Below are 20,236 nucleotides of genomic sequence, written 5' to 3'. Positions count from 1 at the left end.
CCACAGTTTAGAAATGATTGTGATACAGATTAACTATCCTGACTGTATTCTGCTAGCAAAAATGCAGAGTTATTAACAAAAGCGTAGAAAGCATAGAGATTATCAGTAAAAGTTTTAATTGAGAGAAAACGCGAAGGGAACAACTTGAATAAAAAGGTTAAAACAGCCGCAAAGATAGGAATGGTAAAGCGGCTGTTCCTGTAATTGAAATCAAATGATTAATTAATCTCTTTAACCTCAACTCTTAATTCTTTAGGAACCTCAAAGACGATATTTTCTTCACGCCCTTGCAATTCAACAACAGAATCAGCCCCTAATTCTTTAAGTCTATCAATAACTTGCCTAACTAGAATATCAGGAGCAGATGCCCCCGCAGTTAAGCCAATAATGTTTTTATCTGCTAACCATTCCGTTTTAATATCTTCTGCACCATCAATTAAAAATGCAGGTTTTTGCATGCGCGAAGCTAATTCCGCTAGACGATTTGAGTTTGATGAGTTTTTAGAACCGACGACTAAAACAATATCAGCGCGTTCTGCTAGTTCTCTCGCTGCCTCTTGGCGGTTAGTCGTTGCATAGCAAATATCGTCTTTACGAGGTCCTACAATGCTTGGAAAGCGAGAAGTCAGTGCATCAATAACATCAGAGGTATCATCAACAGAAAGTGTTGTTTGTGTCATGAAAGAGAGATTATTTTCATCTTTCACTTTTAATTTCCAAACATCTTCTGGGCTCTCAACAAGATACATCCCACCTTCAGGGTTACTATATTGGCCCATCGTGCCTTCGACTTCTGGATGCCCGGCATGCCCAATTAAAATAGCTTCTTTGCCTTTACGACTCGCTCGTGCAACTTCCATATGGACTTTCGTCACCAAAGGACAAGTGGCGTCAAATAACATCGTTAGATCGCGAGAACGCGCTTCTTGGCGAATGGCTTGAGAAACGCCATGCGCAGAAAAAATCAAGATTGACCCATCCGGTACTTCTGAGATTTCTTCAATAAAGATAGCACCACGTTGACGTAAATCATCAACAACATAACGGTTATGAACCACTTCGTGACGAACGTAAATCGGAGCACCATATATTTCTAATGCCCTTTCTACGATGCTAATTGCGCGGTCTACGCCAGCACAAAACCCACGAGGGTTAGCCATTAATATTTGCATTGTGATTCTCCAATTGCGGGTCTACTTCAAGCACTTCGATATCAAAACTAATCTGCTGCTCAGCGAGAGGGTGGTTAAAATCAATAGTAATCGACTCACCTTCAATTGATTTTACTACACCTGGCATTTCACTGCCATTCATCGCGGTAAATAGCATTATCGTACCAATTTCAGGAATGCCTGTTTCTATAAAGTCACGCAATGAAAAATATTGAACTAAATCAGGATTATGTTTCCCAAAAACAGTGTCTCCGGGCAGCGAAAAACTTTTCTTTTCACCTTCATTAAGGCCAATCAATTGAGCTTCAAGTTCTGGCGATAAGGAGTCATTCCCTAAAACAAACAACGCAGGCTTTCCTTGTGCATGCGAGGAATCAGCCGTAGAGCCATCTTCCAATTTCAGTGTGAAATGCAGTAAAACAGAGCTCTGCGCCTGTATTTGAGTAGACATAAACCAAACCTATTTATCATAAAATTCAGCCCAGAAAATCTGGGCTGTGAGTTATTACATTCTAACCTAGTGCACTACCATTTTATTTGGCTTTTTCTTGCTTTGATTTATCTGGTAGGAAACCTTCTAAAATCACAAGAGCTGCACCAATACATATCGCCATATCCGCTAGGTTAAATGTCGGCCAATGCCAATTACCGACGTAAAAATCAAGGTAATCGATAACGAAGCCATGGACTAAACGGTCGCTTAAATTACCGATAGCACCACCAATAATCAATGCATATGCAATGTTAGATAGGCGTTTTTGTGCACTTTGGCGATACATCATAACCATTAAGATAACGGAGATCCCAATTGCAATACCTGCAAAGAACCAACGTTGCCATCCGCCTTCATCAGCCAAGAAACTAAATGCCGCGCCAAAATTTTGCGCATACATTATGTTAAAAAATGGCATGATCGGATGCGGTTCGTACAAATTTAGGTCACTAAGCACTAATTGCTTAATGCCTAAATCCGCAACGATAATCACAATGGTTAACCATAACCAACGCAAACCGGTAGAACAAACTGGCGTCTTCATTAAGCAAACTTACGTGTTTCGCCGTTACCGGCTACGTTAGTGACACAGCGACCACAGATTTCTGGTTGCTCGCTTGAAGAACCGATATCACTTGCATAATGCCAGCAACGTGGGCATTTTTCACCCGCTGCTTTACTGAAAGCAATTTTCAGGCCTTTCAATTCACTTTCTTGTGCATCTGCTGGAGCTGTTGCGATATCAGCGACATGGGCTTGTGATGTCAGTAAAACAAAGCGTAATTCATCACCCAAGCTTTGCAGTTTTTCGGCCAGAGCTTTATCCGCATACAATGTCACCGCAGCTTCTAATGAGCCCCCGATAAGCTTATCAGTACGCGCTTGTTCTAAGACCTTATTCACTTCACCACGAACAGCCAATAGCTCAGTCCAGAAGCTGTTGTTCATTTCATTTGATTCATCTAAACCAAACAAACCGTCATACCACTCTTCGGTAAGAACGAATTGAGCGCGTTTTCCTGGTAACTCATTCCAAATTTCATCGGAAGTGAAGGACAGAACTGGAGCCATCCAACGCACTAACGCTTCAACAATATGGAATAACGCAGTTTGGCAGCTACGACGCGCTAAACTATCACTTTTCGCCGTATACTGACGGTCTTTGATGATATCCAGATAGAATGACCCCATTTCAATGGAGCAGAAATGCATTAATCTCTGGATAACAGACAAGAAGTCGTATTCATCATAAGCTTTGGCTATTTCTTGCTGAGCTTCTAACGCACGGCTCACCGCCCAACGGTCTAAAACCACCATATCTTCTGGTTTCACCATATCGGTTTCAGGATTGAAACCACTCAGGTTAGCCAGTAAGAAACGTGCAGTATTACGAATACGGCGATATGAATCAGCAGCACGTTTTAAAATTTCATCTGAAACCGCGATTTCGCCAGTATAATCCGTTGATGCAACCCATAAACGTAAGATATCTGCACCCAGTTTATTCATTACATCTTGTGGGCTTACTGTGTTGCCTAAAGATTTAGACATTTTGCGGCCTTGGCCATCAACAGTAAAACCATGTGTCAACACTTGGCGATAAGGTGCTTTCCCTTTCATTGCTGTTGATAACATCAATGATGACATAAACCAGCCACGGTGTTGATCCGACCCTTCAAGGTACATATCCGCTGAATTACCATGGAATTCAGGACGTGCATCAACAACCGCAAAATGCGTTGAGCCTGAATCAAACCACACGTCTAAGGTATCAGGTACTTTACGATATATTTCAGCTTCATCACCCAGAAGCTCGGCAGGGTCAAGATCCCACCATGCTTGGATGCCATCCACTTCAACACGCTTAGCCACTTCTTCCATTAATTCTAACGTGCGAGGATGTAGCTCTTCAGTGTCTTTATGAACAAACAACGACATTGGGGTACCCCAAGTACGCTGACGAGAAATACACCAGTCAGGGCGGTTTTCAACCATAGACTCAATTCGTGCACGTCCCCAACCCGGGATCCATTGAACAATATCAATTTCTTTCAGAGATTGTTCACGTAAGCCGTTTTTATCCATGCCGATAAACCACTGTGGCGTAGCACGGAAGATAACTGGAGTCTTATGGCGCCAGCAACATGGGTAGCTGTGTTGAATCGCTTGTTTGTACAGTAACGCACCTTTTTCGTTCAATAATTCAACGATAAGGTCATTAGCTTTAAAAATAAATACACCATCTAATGTTGGGTAAGTATTTGGTAAGAAGCAGCCATCTGGGCCCACAGGATTAGCCGTTTCTAAGCCATATTTCTGCCCGACAACATAGTCTTCAGGGCCGTGGCCTGGTGCGGTATGAACAGCCCCCGTACCTGCGTCTAATGTCACGTGATCGCCCAAAATAGCAGGAACATCAAAGCCCATAAATGGGTGCTGGAAGCGCAACAATTCTAATGCTGAACCTTCGCATTCACCAAGAACTTCCCATGCGGTGATACCCGCAGTTTTCATCACGTCTTCAACAAGGTCAGCAGCTAAAATGACTAACTCACCATTTGCATCGACCAAGTTATATTTGAATTCAGGATTTAATGAAATTGCACGGTTTGCTGGCAATGTCCAAGGTGTCGTTGTCCAAATAACCAGCGACGGAGTTTTGTCACTTGCCACACCAAATTTTTCGCACACGGTTTTGCCATCTACCGCAGGGAATCGAACATAGATAGATGGCGAGGTTTTATCATAATATTCGACTTCAGCTTCCGCTAATGAAGAACCGCAAGCTGTACACCAGTGAACAGGTTTTGCCCCTTTCACTAAATGGCCGTTTGCAATAGTTTTCGCCAATGCTCGAATAATGTGAGCCTCGGTTTTAAAATCCATTGTTAGATAAGGTTTATCCCACTCACCTAAAACACCAAGACGCATGAAATCAGCTTTTTGACCTTCAATTTGCTCTTTAGCGTATTGACGGCATTGTGCACGAAATTCAGCGGCAGAAACTTTTTCCCCTGGCTTACCGACGATTTGTTCAACTTTATGTTCAATCGGTAATCCATGGCAGTCCCAACCTGGGATGTATGGGGAATCATAACCCGCCAACCCTTTGGACTTAATAATAATATCTTTGAGAATTTTGTTAACTGAGTGACCAATATGAATACTGCCGTTAGCATACGGAGGACCATCGTGCAGAATAAAGGTTTTCTTGCCCGATTTTGCTTTACGGATTGCCTGATACAAACCTTCTTTGTACCAGCGCTCTAACATCTGTGGTTCGCGTTTAGCGAGATCGCCACGCATTGGGAACCCTGTTTCTGGTAGATTCAGGGTATTTTTATAGTCACTCATCGATTCTCAGTTCCAATTTTCCGCTAAATTATCTGATTCCTATTGCAGTAAGATACTCTCTCGCTGCAATTACATCATTAGCAATTTGCTCCTTAAGCGCTTCCAACGAAGCAAACCGCTGCTCATCACGTAATTTCTTACGTAACACTACATCGATATGACGCCCATATAAATCCATATTTGCATCAATCAGATGAACTTCTAACTGTGTTCCTTTTCCAGATACAGTCGGACGTGTGCCAATATTTGCCACACCAGGTAGAGGCTTATCACCTAAACCGTAAACTTCTACAGCATACACACCAGTAACTGGTGTGACTAAACGTTTTAACGGTAGGTTTGCTGTTGGAAAACCTATTGTTCTGCCAAGTTGATTACCATGAACCACTCGCCCGCTAATACGATAAGAATGCCCTAATAGGCTTTCAGCTAATTCAAGATTGTTTTCTTGAATCGCTTTTCGTATCGCCGTACTGCTAATACGAAGCCCTGAATCACAGAAGCTTTCTGTATCTGCAACTTCAAAACCGAATTCATCACCCGCCTGTTGTAAAAAAGTAAAATCCCCCATGCGATTTTTCCCAAAGCGGAAATCATCACCTATAGCGAGATACTTTACCCCAAGCTTACTGACAAGTAAGTCAGCAACAAACTCAGCGGGTGTTAATGATGCAAAGTGCTGGTTAAATTCAACACATAAGAGGTAATCAATACCACTGTCTGCAAGATATTTAACTTTGTCTCGCAAGCGTGTCAAACGCGCAGGCGCTTTGTCACCAATAAAAAATTCAAGGGGCTGTGGCTCAAATATCATCACGACAGTTGGTAACCCTAACTGCGCTCCCTTAAGTTTCAAATTTTGAAGCAAAACCTGATGCCCACGATGGACACCATCAAAATTACCGATAGTCAGCACGCAACCATGATGGCACGCCCGGATATTCTGTATACCGCGAATTAGCTCCATAACAGGCTCAATACCGAGGAAATTGCAGGATTATACCTTGTACGACGCATAAGGTTAACCTTAGTTCGCAAAAGGTTTCATTAAACCCTATTTTTTTGATCTCTACACGATTTATTAACCACTATTTTTATGCAATTAGTGGGTTATTACGCTCCTCAAACAGAGCAATTAGATTCGAACATCAAAAACTTTGGGGTAACCAATGGATTATCAATACAACAAATTTGTTCCAAGGTCTCTAAAAATATTATATTTTTATGTTTTATACTTCAATGGTTATAACCTCGTGGTCAAAAAGAACAAAAAACAACCATAACATGCTTGGTTTTCATACTACCCACTGATTGATAAACTAAAAAATATTTTTCGCCTTAATTCTTTTTAAATTTCTGCCATCAATTACGCATTTTTTCACGCTAAGATCTGTATTCTTCTTATATTTGCTGATAGAATCTTGCACCATTCACAGCGCATGAGCATCGAAGTACACGATGTTTATTTGCACAAATCCATTGACAAATGAAGGGCGAAAGGGCATATTCCTCGACCTTTGAATTGTCCTCAATAGAATACATTTGGGAGTTGGACCTTGGCTAATATCAAATCAGCTAAGAAACGTGCCGTTCAGTCAGAGAAACGTCGCCAGCATAACGCTAGCCGTCGCTCTATGGTACGTACTTTTATCAAGAAAGTTTACCTTGCTATCGCTGCAGGCGATAAAGAAGCTGCTCAGAAAGCATTCAATGACATGCAACCTATTGTTGATCGCCATGCTACTAAAGGCCTGATCCACAAAAATAAAGCAGCACGTCATAAAGCTAACTTAGTTGCTCAAATCAAAGCAATGTAATTTTGCTTCTTGATTAGCTTAAAAAACCGGCTTATGCCGGTTTTTTATTTGTCGTTATTTTTTATCTAAGCTATCAAGCGGAACTGAAAATAAATCTGAAAAATCTTTATTACACACTCGCTGTACTGCTGGGTGCTGTATCATTCTCTCTGCAAAAATAACGTAATATTCTTCTTTTACGCTCTCTAAACGGCCTAACTCTACAATGTCTTCGCCACCTAGAAGATCAGGTGTATACTGCGATGGAGCTACAAAAATCGCGTTATAATGCATACCAAATGCTTTCATAAGCGCCGCATCATCAAACTCACCTAACACTTCAACTTGCAGATTTTTATTTCGTATCCAAGCTAAGATATGCCTACCTAACAAATATCGCCGCCCAGGAATTAATAAACGACGTTCCTCTAAACATTCAGGGAATGGCTTTTTAGGGATTGGCTGACGACAAAAGAAACTCATATTACACTCGCCCAATTTCACCGAAAATAAGCCTTCTTGCTGCGATGAGTCAACTGGGCAGTCAGACAAAATCATGTCCAATTTATGTTGGCTGAGCTGTTCTAATAGCAATTCATGTGTTGATTCAAAACAACGCAAATGAATTTGTTCATGCTCTACAACTGTAGTTTCTAATATTTTACTAACTAACTGTTTTGATAGGGTATCCGCAACCCCGACGTCAAACAGTAAATTAGATTCGCGGCTGTAATTAACGATATCTAGCATTTCTTGGCTAAGCATGAACATTTTATCTGCATAGCGAAAAATTAATTGCCCAAGCTCAGATGGCACCAAACCTCGCCCCTGCCTTTTGAATAATTTTCCACCTAATCGTTCTTCCAATGCTTTTATTTGCCCTGTAATTGTCTGAGGAGTCAGGTAAAGCGCTTCTGCTGCTCCGACGACAGAGCCTTCTTTACATACATGCCAGAAGTAGTAAAGATGGTTAAAATTAAGATGTGAAACCCGCATATCGATTCCTTTTGTACCGTCACTAGCTAGAAAAACCACTATTGACCATACACATTTACCCGCAGCTCATATTTCTCAGAGCCTTTAAAATGAATACCGTAGTGTATTTATAAACACACTACGGTATATCATAGATTATTAGTTCGGAAATTCTTACTAATAATTTGCAAAATTAAATATTGAGCTGGTACTAAGTTAGTCTTTTTGTTTCGGTAACACGACTCTTAACATAAAGTAACCTAAAAATGCAGCTAACGTAGAACCAAGCAAAATACCTAGACGTGAATAGGTACTATACACCTCATCAAGCCCATCAAATGCGAGGCCGGTTATAAAAATAGACATAGTAAAACCGATCCCACACAATACAGAAACGGCAAAAACCTGTTTTAAGTTAATCGACTCAGGCAACTTTGCAAACCCAAGTTTTACCGAAACCCAACTAAATAGAAAAATTCCGATAGGCTTACCAAAAATTAGCCCTGCAGCGACACCTAATGGCAGTGGGCTTAATAAACCTTCTAATGTTACACCTTGAAGCTGTACACCCGAATTAGCAAACGCAAAAATAGGTAGAATTAAGTAAACAACCCATGGGTGTAAGACGTGTTCCAATTCTTCTGAAGGCTTGGTCTGGTTAGTACCATGTAAAGGAATCAAGAAGCCAACAATGACCCCTGCTAGTGTGGCATGAACCCCAGATTTCAAAATACACACCCATAATATTAACCCAATAACTAAGTAAGCCGCTGTATTCTCTACTCTACGCCAATTCATCATACAGAGAATGGCGATGCACAATGCTGAAAGCCCCAATGCAACCAAAGAAACAGAACTTGTGTAGAAAAAAGCAATAATTACGATAACACCAAGGTCATCAATAATAGCCAATGCTAATAAGAATACCTTAAGTTCTGTTGGAACCCGCTTACCTAATAAAGCCATCACCCCCAAAGCAAACGCAATATCTGTCGCTGCAGGTATCGCCCAACCTTGCTGAGTAACTGCATCTCCCCCATTAAATAACAGGTAAATTAGTGCAGGGGCAATCATTCCCCCTAATGCTGCAATTGCTGGAAATATCGCTTTATCACGCCCGGCAAGAGATCCCTCTAATAATTCACGTTTTACTTCAAGGCCGACCACCAAAAAGAAAATCGCCATTAAGAAGTCATTAATCCATAATATCAGAGGTTTATCTAAACCAAACTCTGATATTTTAATTGATACAGGAATATCTAAAAATTGCTGATAAGCCCCTTGTAATGGCGAATTAGCCATCATTAAAGCGACTATGGCAGCAATAATCAGGAGTAAGCCCCCTGCTGCTTCTAACCTTAGAAATTTACGAATAATTGCTGTCATATAGTTAACCCCAATATATTTTTGAATGTTAATACTATGCTAATCATCAATTCGCAAAAAGTCGTTTATTCATCAGAAATAAATCGGAATTATCGAGTAATTTAAGTTAAGCATCACAGAGAATGATAAAGAAACGTTAATTTTACTATAGACAACTTTTATAAAAACAAATAACAAATTTTGTTAAAAATGGACTTTATAATTTCAATTTCTTATTACAGTATCCAACCTACATTTTTCAACCACCACAGAATAATTATATATCTTCTTTTCTCGATACCTTTCGTGAAGATTTTAAATGTGGGAAACTGCTTGCAAGATATTTGCAAAGCGCTTCGCAAATAAAATGCGATTAGATTGCCAATAAAAAACTCAAGATTACAATTTACTAATGACAACTCACGTACTATTTGCCGTGCTTTTTGCTGCTTTTTGCCATGCAAGCTGGAACGCCATTGTTAAATTTGGCAATGACCGCTTTTTCGGTCTAGTCATGATTTCTGTTTTTTCTGGCATCTTAACGCTACCAGCAATATCCTGGTTAGGCCTACCATCACCAGAAGCTATCCATTGGTTAGCTTTATCGGTATTATTTCATATTGGCTATACCTATTTTTTAAGCCAGGCTTATACACATGGTGATTTAAGCCAGATATACCCCATATCACGTGGGTCTGCGCCATTAATGACTGCACTACTCGGCGCTTTGCTATTTAGTGAGCTAATTCCATTAATGGGCCTTATTGGTGTTTTATTTATCATTAGTGGCGTAGTGCTCATTGCCTTTGCAGGAAAAAAATTCACCTTAAATATCAAAGGAAAAGCACTGGCTTTTGCCATATCAACTGCCTTTTTTACTGCCTGTTATACCTTATCTGATGGCTATGGTGCTAGAGCAAGTGAAGACCCTGTAGTGTATACACTTTGGTTATTTCTATTGAATGGGATTGTGTTAGCTGTATCTGGCTTTATCAAATATCGTGGTACCCTAATTGTTGGAATTCAACAATACTGGCGCTCTGGGTTACTAGGTGGGTTAATGCAACTGATTAGCTATGGTATTGCCATATGGGCGATGAGCCAAGCACCCATTGTCATGGTCGCTGCAATTAGAGAAACTAGTGTACTATTCGCTATGTTCCTATCTATTGCTTTTCTTAAAGAGAAATTCAACGTCATGCGAGTCGTTGCCTGTGTTGTTATTGTTTTTGGTGTTTTATTAGCAAAATTAAGTCATTAATAAAATTATTATTATTTAAATGTTCGGTTACCAAGCAATCAATTTTGTTTTATTAAAAATAGTATTATTTTTTTTATTTACCTATAGTTTTTATATTTTCTCACCAGATATGAGGCCAAAATGTCGCTTTTAAAATCTTTACTGGCTATTTCCATTATTAGTGCTTCTTTTTCTAGCTTTGCTGCTACACCCGCTGACATCATAATTGTAGATGGCACCATCTTAACTATGGATGCTCAAAAACAGGTTATTGACCATGGTACGGTTGTCATCAAAGGCAATAAAATTATTGCCGTTGGTGGCCCTGAGCTTACTCAACATTATCAAGCACCTAATGTACTGAATGTTGATGGTGATATTGTCATGCCAGGTCTAATTAACACGCATACACATGCATCTATGACCGTATTTCGTTCTTTAGCCGATGATGTACCAGACCGTTTACACCGTTATATTTTCCCATTAGAAAATAAAATGGTCTCCCGTGAAATGGTACGAGTTGGGGCAAACCTTGCTAATGTTGAAATGATTAAAGGGGGTGTCACAACATACGTTGATATGTATTATTTTGAAGATGAAGTGGCTAAAACCGTTGATAAAATTGGCTTAAGAGCTGTCCTTGGTGAATCTGTTATTCAATTTCCTGTCGCTGATGCAAAAAATGCAGATGAAGGCATCAATTATGCCGTAAACTTTATTAATCAATACAAAGATCACCCACGTATCACTCCTGCTTTTGCTCCCCATGCCCCTTATACCAACACAACAGAGCATTTACAAAAAATAGCAAAATTATCTCAAGAACTTGATGTTCCCGTGATGATCCATCTAGCGGAAACAGATCGTGAGCAAGAAGAAATCGCCAAACGCACTGGTGGCAAAAGCCCGGTACAATATATGGCAGACATAGGTGCACTGAACAATAAAGTAATAGCTGCCCATGCCATTATGGTTGATGAAAAAGATATAGATTTGCTCAAACAATATGATGTCGGTGTTGCACATAATATCAGTGCGAATACTAAGTCCGCTAAGGGTGTTGCCCCTGTGACAACCATGCTTGAAAAAGGGATCCGTGTTGGCTTGGGAACTGATGGACCAATGTCGAGTAATACGTTGACGACGTTAAATGAATTGAATTTAGTGGGTAAGATTCACAAACTAGCAAATAAAGATAGAGCAGCGATGCCACCAATCACTGTTGTTGATATGGCAACAATGGGCTCTGCTCGTGTATTACACATGGAAGATAAACTGGGCTCTCTCGAACCAGGGAAATTAGCTGATATTATTGTTATTGATACTAAATCACCTAATATGGTTCCTATGTATAGCCCATATGCTGCGCTGGTATATGGGGCTAATGGAGCCAATGTTCGTCATACCATAGTTGATGGCAACGTATTGATGAAAGACCGTAAAATACTGACTGCGGATGAAAATTCAATCATCAAAGAAGCTCAAGATTTTGCCAATAAAGTCCGAGAAACTGTGGTTGCTAGCGGTGAAGTTGTAAAATAAGATAAAAAAAATGGCTGACTTGGCAATATGCTCAGTCAGCCATTCTAACTTTACCAACTATTAACTAATTATTTATTAGTTAAATCATCAAAGAATTTCTTCACACCATCTAAAAAGCTTTTAGAGCGCGGGCTGTTCTTCTCACCGCTCTTTCCACCTAATGATTCACCAAATTCTTTGAGTAACTCTTTTTGTTTCTCATTGAGTTTAACAGGGGTTTCAACAACGATGTGGCACATTAAATCACCTTGCAGGCCACCACGTACCGATTTCACACCTTTTCCTTTCATACGGAAAATTTTACCGGTTTGAGTTTCTGCTGGGATTTTCAGTTTTACACGCCCATCAAGGGTTGGCACTTCAATTTCGCCACCCAGTGCTGCATCAGCAAAGTTAATCGGCACCTCACAGTGCAGGTTATTACCATCACGCTCAAAAATATTATGAGGCAATACATGAACCTGAACAAATAAGTCTCCTGCTGGTGCTCCGTTTTCTCCGGCTTCACCTTCCCCTGACAAACGAACACGGTCACCCGTATCTACGCCAGCTGGAATTTTAACTGACAGTGTTTTATATCTTTCAACACGGCCATGACCATGACATTTGTTGCATGGATCTTTGATAACTTTACCGCGACCATGGCAAGTTGGACAAGGCTGCTGTACAGAGAAAAAGCCTTGGCGCATATGGACTTGGCCCATACCGTGACAGGTTGAGCACGTATCCGCACTGGTTCCCGGTTTCGCACCATTACCATGACAAACGTCACAGGTTTCTAAGGTCGGAATACGGATTTCTTTGGTCACTCCACGGACAGCCTCTTCAAGAGTCAGTTCCATGTTGTACTGTAGGTCAGAACCACGGCTTGGGCGCTGCTGTCTGCGGCCACCTCCAAAAATATCACCGAAGACGTCACCAAAGATATCACTAAAGTCAGCGCCACCACCAAAGCCGCCGCCTCCGCCCATTCCGCCTTGCTCAAACGCTGCATGACCATATTGGTCATAAGCGGCGCGTTTTTGCTCGTCAGAAAGAACTTCGTAAGCTTCTTTAATTTCTTTAAATTTACCTTCTGATTCTTTATCCCCCTGATTACGGTCGGGGTGATGCTTCATCGCTAAGCGCTTATAAGCTCGCTTAATATCTTTATCTGAAGCATTTCTTTCGAGGCCTAGCACCTCATAAAAATCTCTTTTCGCCATTCTATTTACCCTTAACATGCGGAACGGGCGTAGAGTTCCCTCGACGCCCGTATCCGGTATCAGTAACCATTAACTAGCATTTGCTACAGCTACTGCGCCCGCTAAGGGCATTATTTTTTATCTTTGTCGTTAACTTCTTCGAATTCAGCATCAACAACGTCATCATCTTTCTTCGCTTCTGCGCCAGCAGCACCACCCGCTTGCGCTTGAGCTTGTTGCTGTGCGATTTCCAGAAGTTTTGCAGATGCAGTGACTAAAGCTTGGATTTTCGCTTCAATATCCGCTTTATCTTCACCTTTTGCTGCCGCTTCTAATTCAGAAGTTGCTTTTTCAATATTCGCTTTATCTTCAGCTGGTAATTTATCACCGGCTTCTTCAATTTGTTTACGAGTACCGTGAACTAATTGGTCAGCTTGGTTACGAACCTGAACTAACTCTTCAAATTTACGGTCAGCTTCAGCGTTTGCTTCTGCGTCACGTACCATTTTTTCGATTTCCTCGTCATTCAGACCTGAAGAAGCCTTAATGGTGATGTTTTGCTCACGTCCGCTATTTTTATCTTTCGCAGAAACATGCAAGATACCATCAGCATCGATATCAAAAGTCACTTCAATTTGTGGCATACCGCGTGGGGCAGGTTGAATACCATCTAAGTTAAACTGACCCAGTGATTTGTTGTCACTTGCACGTTTACGCTCACCTTGCAGAACATGGATAGTTACCGCTGCTTGGTTATCTTCCGCTGTTGAGAATACTTGGCTATGTTTCGTTGGGATAGTGGTGTTCTTCGAGATTAACGAAGTCATCACACCACCCATGGTTTCGATACCTAAAGACAGAGGAGTTACGTCAAGTAACAGAACGTCTTTAACATCACCCGCTAAAACACCACCTTGTACTGCCGCACCCATTGCAACTGCTTCGTCAGGGTTCACGTCTTTACGTGGTTCTTTACCAAAGAAATCAGCAACAACTTTTTGAACCATTGGCATACGTGTTTGGCCACCAACTAAAATAACGTCGTTGATTTCGCTCACGCTTAAGCCCGCGTCTTGCAGAGCAACTTTAACTGGCTCCATAGAACGCTTAACTAAATCTTCTACCAGTGACTCTAATTTCGCACGAGTCACTTTAATATTCATATGTTTAGGACCTGTTGCATCCGCTGTAATGTACGGCAGGTTAACGTCTGTTTGTTGTGCAGAAGACAGCTCAATTTTTGCTTTTTCTGCAGCTTCTTTCAGACGTTGCATCGCTAACGGGTCGTTACGTAGGTCAACACCTTGTTCTTTCTTAAACTCTTCAACTAAGTAGTTGATTAAACGAGTATCGAAGTCTTCACCACCTAAGTGAGTATCACCATTGGTTGCCAAAACTTCATAGGTTTTTTCGCCATCAACTTCATCAATTTCGATGATTGATAAGTCAAATGTACCACCACCTAAGTCATAAACCGCAATAGTACGGTTACCCACTTCTCTATCTAAACCATATGCTAATGCCGCAGCTGTTGGTTCGTTAATGATACGTTTTACTTCTAAACCAGCGATACGACCAGCATCTTTAGTCGCTTGACGCTGAGCATCGTTAAAGTAAGCAGGTACAGTAATAACTGCTTCTGTTACAGGCTCACCTAAATAGTCTTCAGCTGTTTTCTTCATTTTTTTCAGAACTTCAGCTGAAACTTGTGGCGGAGCCATTTTTTGGCCTTTCACATCTAACCAAGCATCGCCGTTATCAGCCGAAATGATTTTATATGGCATGATAGAAACGTCGCGCTGAACTTCTTCGTCTTGGAAACGACGACCAATCAAACGTTTGATTGCAAATAAAGTATTTTCTGGGTTAGTCACAGCCTGACGTTTTGCTGGCTGACCTACTAAAATTTCACCATCTTGAGTGTACGCAATGATGGAAGGAGTCGTTCTATCACCTTCGCTGTTCTCCAGAACACGAGCTGTAGTACCATCCATAATTGCAACGCATGAGTTAGTTGTACCCAAGTCGATACCAATGATTTTACCCATCTAAAACGCCTCCAAAGGAATTCTTTTCACTATGATTTCGATATCAATCTATATGAGGCTCAATATTTCATTTTCAAGGGAGTTTTCACTCTGAGCCTAAATTATTTTTCAATACGCAATAATTTGGATTGATATCAGTTGATGCTTTTAAGATGGGGTCACAAATTCATTCATCAAGGGGGAGAATCAAAAAAATTTGCATTTATTGCAAAAAAACCTGTCTTGTGATCATGGTTTAAACAATCAAAACTGCGTATGATGCGCCGCCGCTGTCACTTTGGCAAAACTTTCTGTTTTTTATCTATTTGAATTTTATATATTTTACCAGAGGTTATATGCAGTCTAGCTCTCTTGCAAATCCAGGCCCACTTGGTTTACTAGGCTTTGGTATGACAACCATCCTGCTAAACATTCATAACGCAGGTTTTTTCCCTCTTTCATCCGTTATTTTAAGTATGGGCATTTTTTATGGTGGTATTGCTCAATTTATTGCGGGCCTGATTGAATACAAAAAAGGCAATACATTCGGTGCAACCGCATTTACTTCTTACGGGATGTTTTGGATTGCATTAGTTGGTCTATTATTTTTACCTTCAATGGGATTAGCTGAAGCAACTTCACCTGAGTTTTTAGGTGTTTTCCTCGCTATTTGGGGAATTTTTACCTTTTTTATGTTCTTGGGAACATTCAAAGCTAATTTTGTTTTGCAATTTGTCTTTGGTAGCTTAACTGTATTATTCGCTTTATTAGCGATTGGTAATATTACGGGAAATGCGGCATTACTAAAATTTGCAGGTTTTGAAGGAATTATCTGTGGTGCTAGCGCATTTTATTTAGCGGTTGCGGAAATCTTAAATGAGCAATATGGCAAAACTGTATTACCGATTGGTCAACGTGGTTAAGTTTGACTAACGCATGTGATTTTATGCATTAAATATTATTAATCAGGTGAGTCAATGCTCACCTGATTATATTGAAATACTACTCAGAACGAATTGCTGATTTAGGTCTAAATGCCTTCACAACCGTAGGGTCTATTTCCACATATGGGCCATCAAGCAATTGAATACAATAAGGAACACTGGCGAAAATACCAGAAACGACTACATTCCCTTCTTTGTCCTTTAAGCCTTCCAGAGTTTCCGCAATTGCTTTAGGCTGCCCTGGTAAATTTAAAATCAGAGCCTGATTGCGTATTACTCCAACTTGGCGTGATAATATCGCAGTAGGCACGAACTTTAGGCTAATTTGGCGCATTTGTTCGCCAAACCCCGGCATCTCACGGTCTGCAATCGCGAGGGTTGCGTCAGGTGTAACATCGCGACGAGCGGGGCCTGTGCCCCCGGTAGTTAGGACTAAATGGCAAGCAAATTCATCCACCAGCTCACATAATGTTTGCTCTATCATGATTTGCTCATCAGGGATCAGGCGAGTTTCGATGCGAAAAGGTGTTGTCAGCGTTTTTGCTAACCACTCTTCTAGTGCAGGAATACCTTTGTCTTCATAAATACCGCTCGAAGCACGATCAGAAACAGAAACCAGACCTATGCGCAATTCATCCATACAAACCTCAAAGAAATTATTCAATCAAAAACTGTTCACTTAAGAATAAACAGGAGCGATATCATATCATGATGAACGACTGCATACAGTGTCGAGGTGTTTTTATCTTCAAATTGAGAACTAACTCAATGAAAAATGGATATAAAAAAACCCAACCAACCGGCTGGGTTTTAAAGAAAAAACGAAATAAATTACAGTAAATCTGCAATCATTTTTTCCAGTTTCTCTTGGTCTACTGCAAACTTACGAATACCATCAGACAGTTTATCAACCGCCATTGGATCTTGATTGTGCTGCCAGTAGAACTCTGCTTCCGTCAACTTAGCGCCTGGCTCTTGAGTTTTACCTGAATCTGTCAGTTTACGTACTAATTCACCTTGTGATTCTGACAGCTCTTTCAATAATCCTGGAGAGATAGTTAAGCGGTCACAACCGGCTAATTCAATGATTTCACCCACATTACGGAAGCTTGCGCCCATTACCACAGTTTTATAACCGTGAGCTTTGTAGTAGTTGTAGATTTCAGTAACAGAAACCACACCTGGATCTTCATGTGGCGCGAATTCTTTCTTATCTGTATTCGCTTTGTACCAGTCAAGAATACGACCCACAAATGGAGAGATCAGGTATACACCCGCTTCCGCACAAGCACGTGCTTGAGCAAAAGAGAATAATAAAGTCAGGTTACAGTTAATGCCTTCTTTTTCCAGTTTCTCTGCAGCACGGATACCCTGCCAAGTCGAAGCCAGTTTAATCAGAATACGGTCATTACTGATGCCTGCATCGTTGTACATTTTGATTAAGTGACGCGCTTTAGCAATACAAGCTTCTTCATCATAAGAAAGGCGCGCATCAACTTCAGTAGAAATACGACCCGGAACTAATTTCAGAATTTCCAGACCGATATTAACAGCCAGCTTGTCACAAGCATCAACAATTTGTTGCTCGCGATTATTGCTTTGCTTACGTGCCCATTCTACCGCTTCATCAATTAATTTACGGTACTCAGGAATTTGTGCAGCATTTAAGATCAGCGATGGATTTGTGGTCGCGTCTTGTGGCTTGTAAAGCTTCATTGCTTCGATGTCGCCAGTATCAGCAACAACAGTTGTCAGACTACGTAATGAGGTTAGTTTATCGGTCATTTCTTTAATCTCGTTGTTATACCCGTCATATTCCAAGTTGTAGCGGTGTTGGCTACCTACAATTCTTGCGACTCTTGTGGTGTAGGCTAACAAACTGCAACTTGAATTACTTTGCGTATTATAAAGGAATTGTGGCTATCGCCGCACCGTCTACAGATAATATCATGCATCCATATTGCTGCAAGCAAGTAAATCTAGTCAAAAGCAACTATTTGATTGGCAATCGATTTCGCTAGCCAATTAGAAACTGAATCCTTTTAGCAAGTTATATCGTGCTGTTATTGTAATAAAGAATAATATTGGTTTGGCTTATCGTATCAATTAGCCAATTAGGCAGAATTTTTGCTAAAGTAAGTAGTATCATTCTTTATTAAGGGTCAAGTCATGCTTATTACAATTTCACCTGCAAAAACATTAGACTACGAAAGCCCACTTGCAACACAGCAATTTACTCAGCCTGAGTTACTCTCTGAGTCTCAAAAATTAATTAATGTCTGTCGTAAGTTAACCCCCGCGGATATCGCCAGTTTAATGAAAATTAGTGACAAACTTGCAGGGCTCAATGCCGCTCGTTTTGCAGAATGGCATGCGGACTTTACCCCAGAAAATGCACGCCAAGCGATCCTCGCCTTCAAAGGTGATGTATATACGGGTATGCAAGCAGAAACGTTTTCTCAAAACGATTTTGAGTTTGCTCAATCCCATTTACGTATATTATCAGGCCTTTATGGTGTTTTAAGACCGCTAGATTTAATGCAGCCTTATCGCTTAGAAATGGGAATTCGTTTAAAAAATACCCGTGGAAAAGATTTATATGAGTTTTGGGGAGACATTATCACCAAGCAATTAAATCATGCATTAGCCGAGCAAAAAGACCCAATATTAGTCAATCTTGCCTCAGATGAATATTTCAAATCAGTGAATACAAAAAAACTGGATGGCCAAATTATCAAGCCTATTTTCTTGGATGAAAAAAATGGTAAATATAAAGTTATCAGTTTTTATGCAAAAAAAGCTCGAGGTTTAATGAGCCGTTTTATTATCCAAAATAAATTAACGAAAACAGACCAACTGGCTGATTTTAATTTAGAAGGCTATCAGTTCGATGAAAGCCAATCTAAAGGTAACGAGTTGATATTTACTCGCCCAGAGCAAGCTTAATGCACAAAACGTGGGGACTGGCGCACAGCAGATACCCACGTATTTCAAAATACTTCATTCTTTTTTCGGGCTCAATCACAATTTACTCATAAACCTTCTTGCTAAGCACGAATTAGCATTGATTCCTCAGCCTACTTTTTAGCTTTATGACAGTATAAATTGAGTTTTACCCACTATTTTGGAGGTGAAGTATGCCTTATGTCGCATCATCAAAACGCTATACTGAAATGGAATATCGTTTATGTGGCCGTAGCGGATTACGCTTACCACTGATTTCATTAGGGTTATGGCACAACTTTGGCGATAACAAACCCTTTGATAATTGCCAAGCCATGCTTCGCCACGCTTTTGACCTTGGGATCACCCATTTCGATCTTGCGAATAATTATGGGCCACCGCCAGGATCTGCCGAAAGTACATTTGGCAGGATCATGCAACAGGATTTTCTGCCTTATCGTGATGAAATGATCATTTCATCGAAAGCCGGTTTCACTATGTGGGATGGCCCTTATGGCGACTGGGGAAGTAAAAAATATTTGGTTGCAAGCCTAAATCAAAGTTTGAAACGCATGGGTTTAGATTATGTAGATATCTTTTATCATCATCGACCTGACCCCAATACTCCATTAGAAGAAACTATGGGAGCACTAGATCTCATTGTTCGCCAAGGAAAAGCTCTGTATGTGGGAATTTCTAATTACCCAACAAATTTAGCTAAAGAAGCCATTAATATTCTCAATGAATTAGGAACCCCTTGCCTGATTCACCAACCTAGATATTCCATGCTAGAACGCACTCCTGAAGAAGATTTACTTGATTTACTGGAAGAAGAAGGTGTCGGCTCTATCGCATACTCTCCGTTAGCAGGTGGAATTTTAACCGATCGCTATCTTAATGGTATTCCTGCGGATTCACGCGCTGCGGGTAATCCTTCTTTACCGCCAGAAAGACTCACATCCAACGTTTTATCAAAGGTTAAACAGCTGAACGAGCTGGCGGTAAAAAGAGGACAGAAGCTAAACCAAATGGCCTTAGCATGGTTACTGAGACATGATAGGATCACTTCAGTGCTCATCGGAGCAAGCCGTATCAGCCAAATTGATGATGCGATGGGGATCCTAAAAAATCGTAATTTTACGCAAGAAGAGCTCAAAGCTATCGAATTAATATTAGAAAGCTAATGAAATACACAAGTTGC

The 20,236-nt window shown here is 40.6% G+C and carries 17 protein-coding genes; 6 read left to right on the top strand and 11 right to left on the bottom strand.

Annotation, left to right across the window (positions count from 1 at the left end):
- Positions 1–218: 218 nt before the first annotated feature.
- From ispH to ribF, 5 genes are all read right to left on the bottom strand, one after another.
- On the bottom strand, positions 219–1,172 hold the full coding sequence (gene ispH / locus PR725_RS11860) for a 4-hydroxy-3-methylbut-2-enyl diphosphate reductase (protein ID WP_004914678.1): 954 nt from the start codon (positions 1,170–1,172) through the stop codon (positions 219–221).
- A complete protein-coding gene (fkpB, locus tag PR725_RS11855; RefSeq protein WP_004905629.1) occupies positions 1,153–1,623 on the bottom strand; it encodes an FKBP-type peptidyl-prolyl cis-trans isomerase in 471 nt (156 codons plus the stop codon). The genes ispH and fkpB overlap by 20 nt, the downstream gene beginning before the upstream one ends.
- Before the next feature lie 82 nt (positions 1,624–1,705).
- The gene (gene lspA / locus PR725_RS11850) at positions 1,706–2,209 is read right to left on the bottom strand and encodes a signal peptidase II (protein WP_109911860.1); all 504 of its coding nucleotides are present in this window, start codon (positions 2,207–2,209) and stop codon (positions 1,706–1,708) included.
- Positions 2,209–5,019 (bottom strand): isoleucine--tRNA ligase, encoded by a 2,811-nt coding sequence (ileS, locus tag PR725_RS11845; protein ID WP_004914683.1) that lies wholly within the window; start codon positions 5,017–5,019, stop codon positions 2,209–2,211. Before ileS ends, lspA begins: the two co-directional genes overlap by 1 nt.
- A 28-nt stretch (positions 5,020–5,047) precedes the next feature.
- The gene (gene ribF / locus PR725_RS11840) at positions 5,048–5,986 is read right to left on the bottom strand and encodes a bifunctional riboflavin kinase/FAD synthetase (protein ID WP_109911859.1); all 939 of its coding nucleotides are present in this window, start codon (positions 5,984–5,986) and stop codon (positions 5,048–5,050) included.
- Between the two features lie 589 nt (positions 5,987–6,575).
- Between ribF and rpsT the strand changes: the two genes are divergently transcribed.
- Positions 6,576–6,836 (top strand): 30S ribosomal protein S20, encoded by a 261-nt coding sequence (gene rpsT / locus PR725_RS11835; protein ID WP_004914688.1) that lies wholly within the window; start codon positions 6,576–6,578, stop codon positions 6,834–6,836.
- 54 nt (positions 6,837–6,890) lie between these two features.
- Here the strand turns inward: rpsT and nhaR are convergent, their stop codons facing one another.
- Together nhaR and nhaA are read right to left on the bottom strand one after the other, a co-directional pair.
- On the bottom strand, positions 6,891–7,811 hold the full coding sequence (gene nhaR / locus PR725_RS11830) for a transcriptional activator NhaR (protein WP_004914690.1): 921 nt from the start codon (positions 7,809–7,811) through the stop codon (positions 6,891–6,893).
- A 195-nt stretch (positions 7,812–8,006) separates the two neighbouring features.
- Positions 8,007–9,176: a Na+/H+ antiporter NhaA gene (gene nhaA, locus PR725_RS11825; RefSeq protein ID WP_004914692.1), complete on the bottom strand. Its 1,170-nt coding sequence runs from the start codon at positions 9,174–9,176 to the stop codon at positions 8,007–8,009.
- Between the two features lie 391 nt (positions 9,177–9,567).
- Between nhaA and PR725_RS11820 the strand changes: the two genes are divergently transcribed.
- Complete coding sequence (locus PR725_RS11820) at positions 9,568–10,416, top strand: EamA family transporter (protein ID WP_110731400.1); 849 nt, start codon at positions 9,568–9,570, stop codon at positions 10,414–10,416.
- A 120-nt stretch (positions 10,417–10,536) separates the two neighbouring features.
- Positions 10,537–11,937 (top strand): amidohydrolase, encoded by a 1,401-nt coding sequence (locus PR725_RS11815; protein WP_004914697.1) that lies wholly within the window; start codon positions 10,537–10,539, stop codon positions 11,935–11,937.
- Between the two features lie 68 nt (positions 11,938–12,005).
- Here PR725_RS11815 and dnaJ read toward each other — a convergent pair whose 3' ends face one another.
- Together dnaJ and dnaK are read right to left on the bottom strand one after the other, a co-directional pair.
- Positions 12,006–13,142: a molecular chaperone DnaJ gene (gene dnaJ / locus PR725_RS11810; protein WP_109911858.1), complete on the bottom strand. Its 1,137-nt coding sequence runs from the start codon at positions 13,140–13,142 to the stop codon at positions 12,006–12,008.
- 110 nt (positions 13,143–13,252) lie between these two features.
- The gene (dnaK, locus tag PR725_RS11805; RefSeq protein WP_109911857.1) at positions 13,253–15,169 is read right to left on the bottom strand and encodes a molecular chaperone DnaK; all 1,917 of its coding nucleotides are present in this window, start codon (positions 15,167–15,169) and stop codon (positions 13,253–13,255) included.
- A gap of 335 nt (positions 15,170–15,504) precedes the next feature.
- Here dnaK and satP point away from each other — a divergent pair, with 335 nt between their 5' ends.
- On the top strand, positions 15,505–16,071 hold the full coding sequence (gene satP / locus PR725_RS11800; RefSeq protein WP_004905651.1) for an acetate uptake transporter: 567 nt from the start codon (positions 15,505–15,507) through the stop codon (positions 16,069–16,071).
- Positions 16,072–16,150: 79 nt separating this feature from the next.
- Here the strand turns inward: satP and mog are convergent, their stop codons facing one another.
- The gene (mog, locus tag PR725_RS11795; RefSeq protein WP_272569132.1) at positions 16,151–16,732 is read right to left on the bottom strand and encodes a molybdopterin adenylyltransferase; all 582 of its coding nucleotides are present in this window, start codon (positions 16,730–16,732) and stop codon (positions 16,151–16,153) included.
- Positions 16,733–16,923: 191 nt separating this feature from the next.
- Entirely contained in the window at positions 16,924–17,877 is a 954-nt protein-coding gene (gene tal, locus PR725_RS11790) for a transaldolase (protein WP_004914703.1), read from the bottom strand.
- 384 nt (positions 17,878–18,261) lie between these two features.
- On the opposite strand from tal, the gene yaaA reads away from it, so the two are divergent.
- Entirely contained in the window at positions 18,262–19,038 is a 777-nt protein-coding gene (yaaA, locus tag PR725_RS11785; RefSeq protein WP_109911856.1) for a peroxide stress protein YaaA, read from the top strand.
- Between the two features lie 191 nt (positions 19,039–19,229).
- Positions 19,230–20,219: an aldo/keto reductase gene (locus tag PR725_RS11780; protein WP_004914707.1), complete on the top strand. Its 990-nt coding sequence runs from the start codon at positions 19,230–19,232 to the stop codon at positions 20,217–20,219.
- The last annotated feature ends 17 nt before the right edge of the window (positions 20,220–20,236 follow it).

The organism is Providencia sp. PROV255, from assembly GCF_028478065.1.
Classification (GTDB): domain Bacteria; phylum Pseudomonadota; class Gammaproteobacteria; order Enterobacterales; family Enterobacteriaceae; genus Providencia; species Providencia rettgeri.
This window is presented reverse-complemented; position numbering and strand designations above follow the sequence as displayed.

Bases quoted from the DNA above. Each gene is read 5' to 3' on its own strand.
- PR725_RS11780 (WP_004914707.1), top strand. From the start codon at position 19,230: ATGCCTTATGTCGCATCATCAAAACGCTATACTGAAATGGAATATCGT.
- nhaA (WP_004914692.1), bottom strand. From the start codon at position 9,176: ATGACAGCAATTATTCGTAAATTTCTAAGGTTAGAAGCAGCAGGGGGC.
- nhaR (WP_004914690.1), bottom strand. From the start codon at position 7,811: ATGCGGGTTTCACATCTTAATTTTAACCATCTTTACTACTTCTGGCAT.
- ispH (WP_004914678.1), bottom strand. From the start codon at position 1,172: ATGCAAATATTAATGGCTAACCCTCGTGGGTTTTGTGCTGGCGTAGAC.
- ribF (WP_109911859.1), bottom strand. From the start codon at position 5,986: ATGGAGCTAATTCGCGGTATACAGAATATCCGGGCGTGCCATCATGGT.
- dnaJ (WP_109911858.1), bottom strand. From the start codon at position 13,142: ATGGCGAAAAGAGATTTTTATGAGGTGCTAGGCCTCGAAAGAAATGCT.
- ileS (WP_004914683.1), bottom strand. From the start codon at position 5,019: ATGAGTGACTATAAAAATACCCTGAATCTACCAGAAACAGGGTTCCCA.
- mog (WP_272569132.1), bottom strand. From the start codon at position 16,732: ATGGATGAATTGCGCATAGGTCTGGTTTCTGTTTCTGATCGTGCTTCG.
- fkpB (WP_004905629.1), bottom strand. From the start codon at position 1,623: ATGTCTACTCAAATACAGGCGCAGAGCTCTGTTTTACTGCATTTCACA.
- PR725_RS11820 (WP_110731400.1), top strand. From the start codon at position 9,568: ATGACAACTCACGTACTATTTGCCGTGCTTTTTGCTGCTTTTTGCCAT.
- dnaK (WP_109911857.1), bottom strand. From the start codon at position 15,169: ATGGGTAAAATCATTGGTATCGACTTGGGTACAACTAACTCATGCGTT.
- PR725_RS11815 (WP_004914697.1), top strand. From the start codon at position 10,537: ATGTCGCTTTTAAAATCTTTACTGGCTATTTCCATTATTAGTGCTTCT.
- lspA (WP_109911860.1), bottom strand. From the start codon at position 2,209: ATGAAGACGCCAGTTTGTTCTACCGGTTTGCGTTGGTTATGGTTAACC.
- yaaA (WP_109911856.1), top strand. From the start codon at position 18,262: ATGCTTATTACAATTTCACCTGCAAAAACATTAGACTACGAAAGCCCA.
- tal (WP_004914703.1), bottom strand. From the start codon at position 17,877: ATGACCGATAAACTAACCTCATTACGTAGTCTGACAACTGTTGTTGCT.
- satP (WP_004905651.1), top strand. From the start codon at position 15,505: ATGCAGTCTAGCTCTCTTGCAAATCCAGGCCCACTTGGTTTACTAGGC.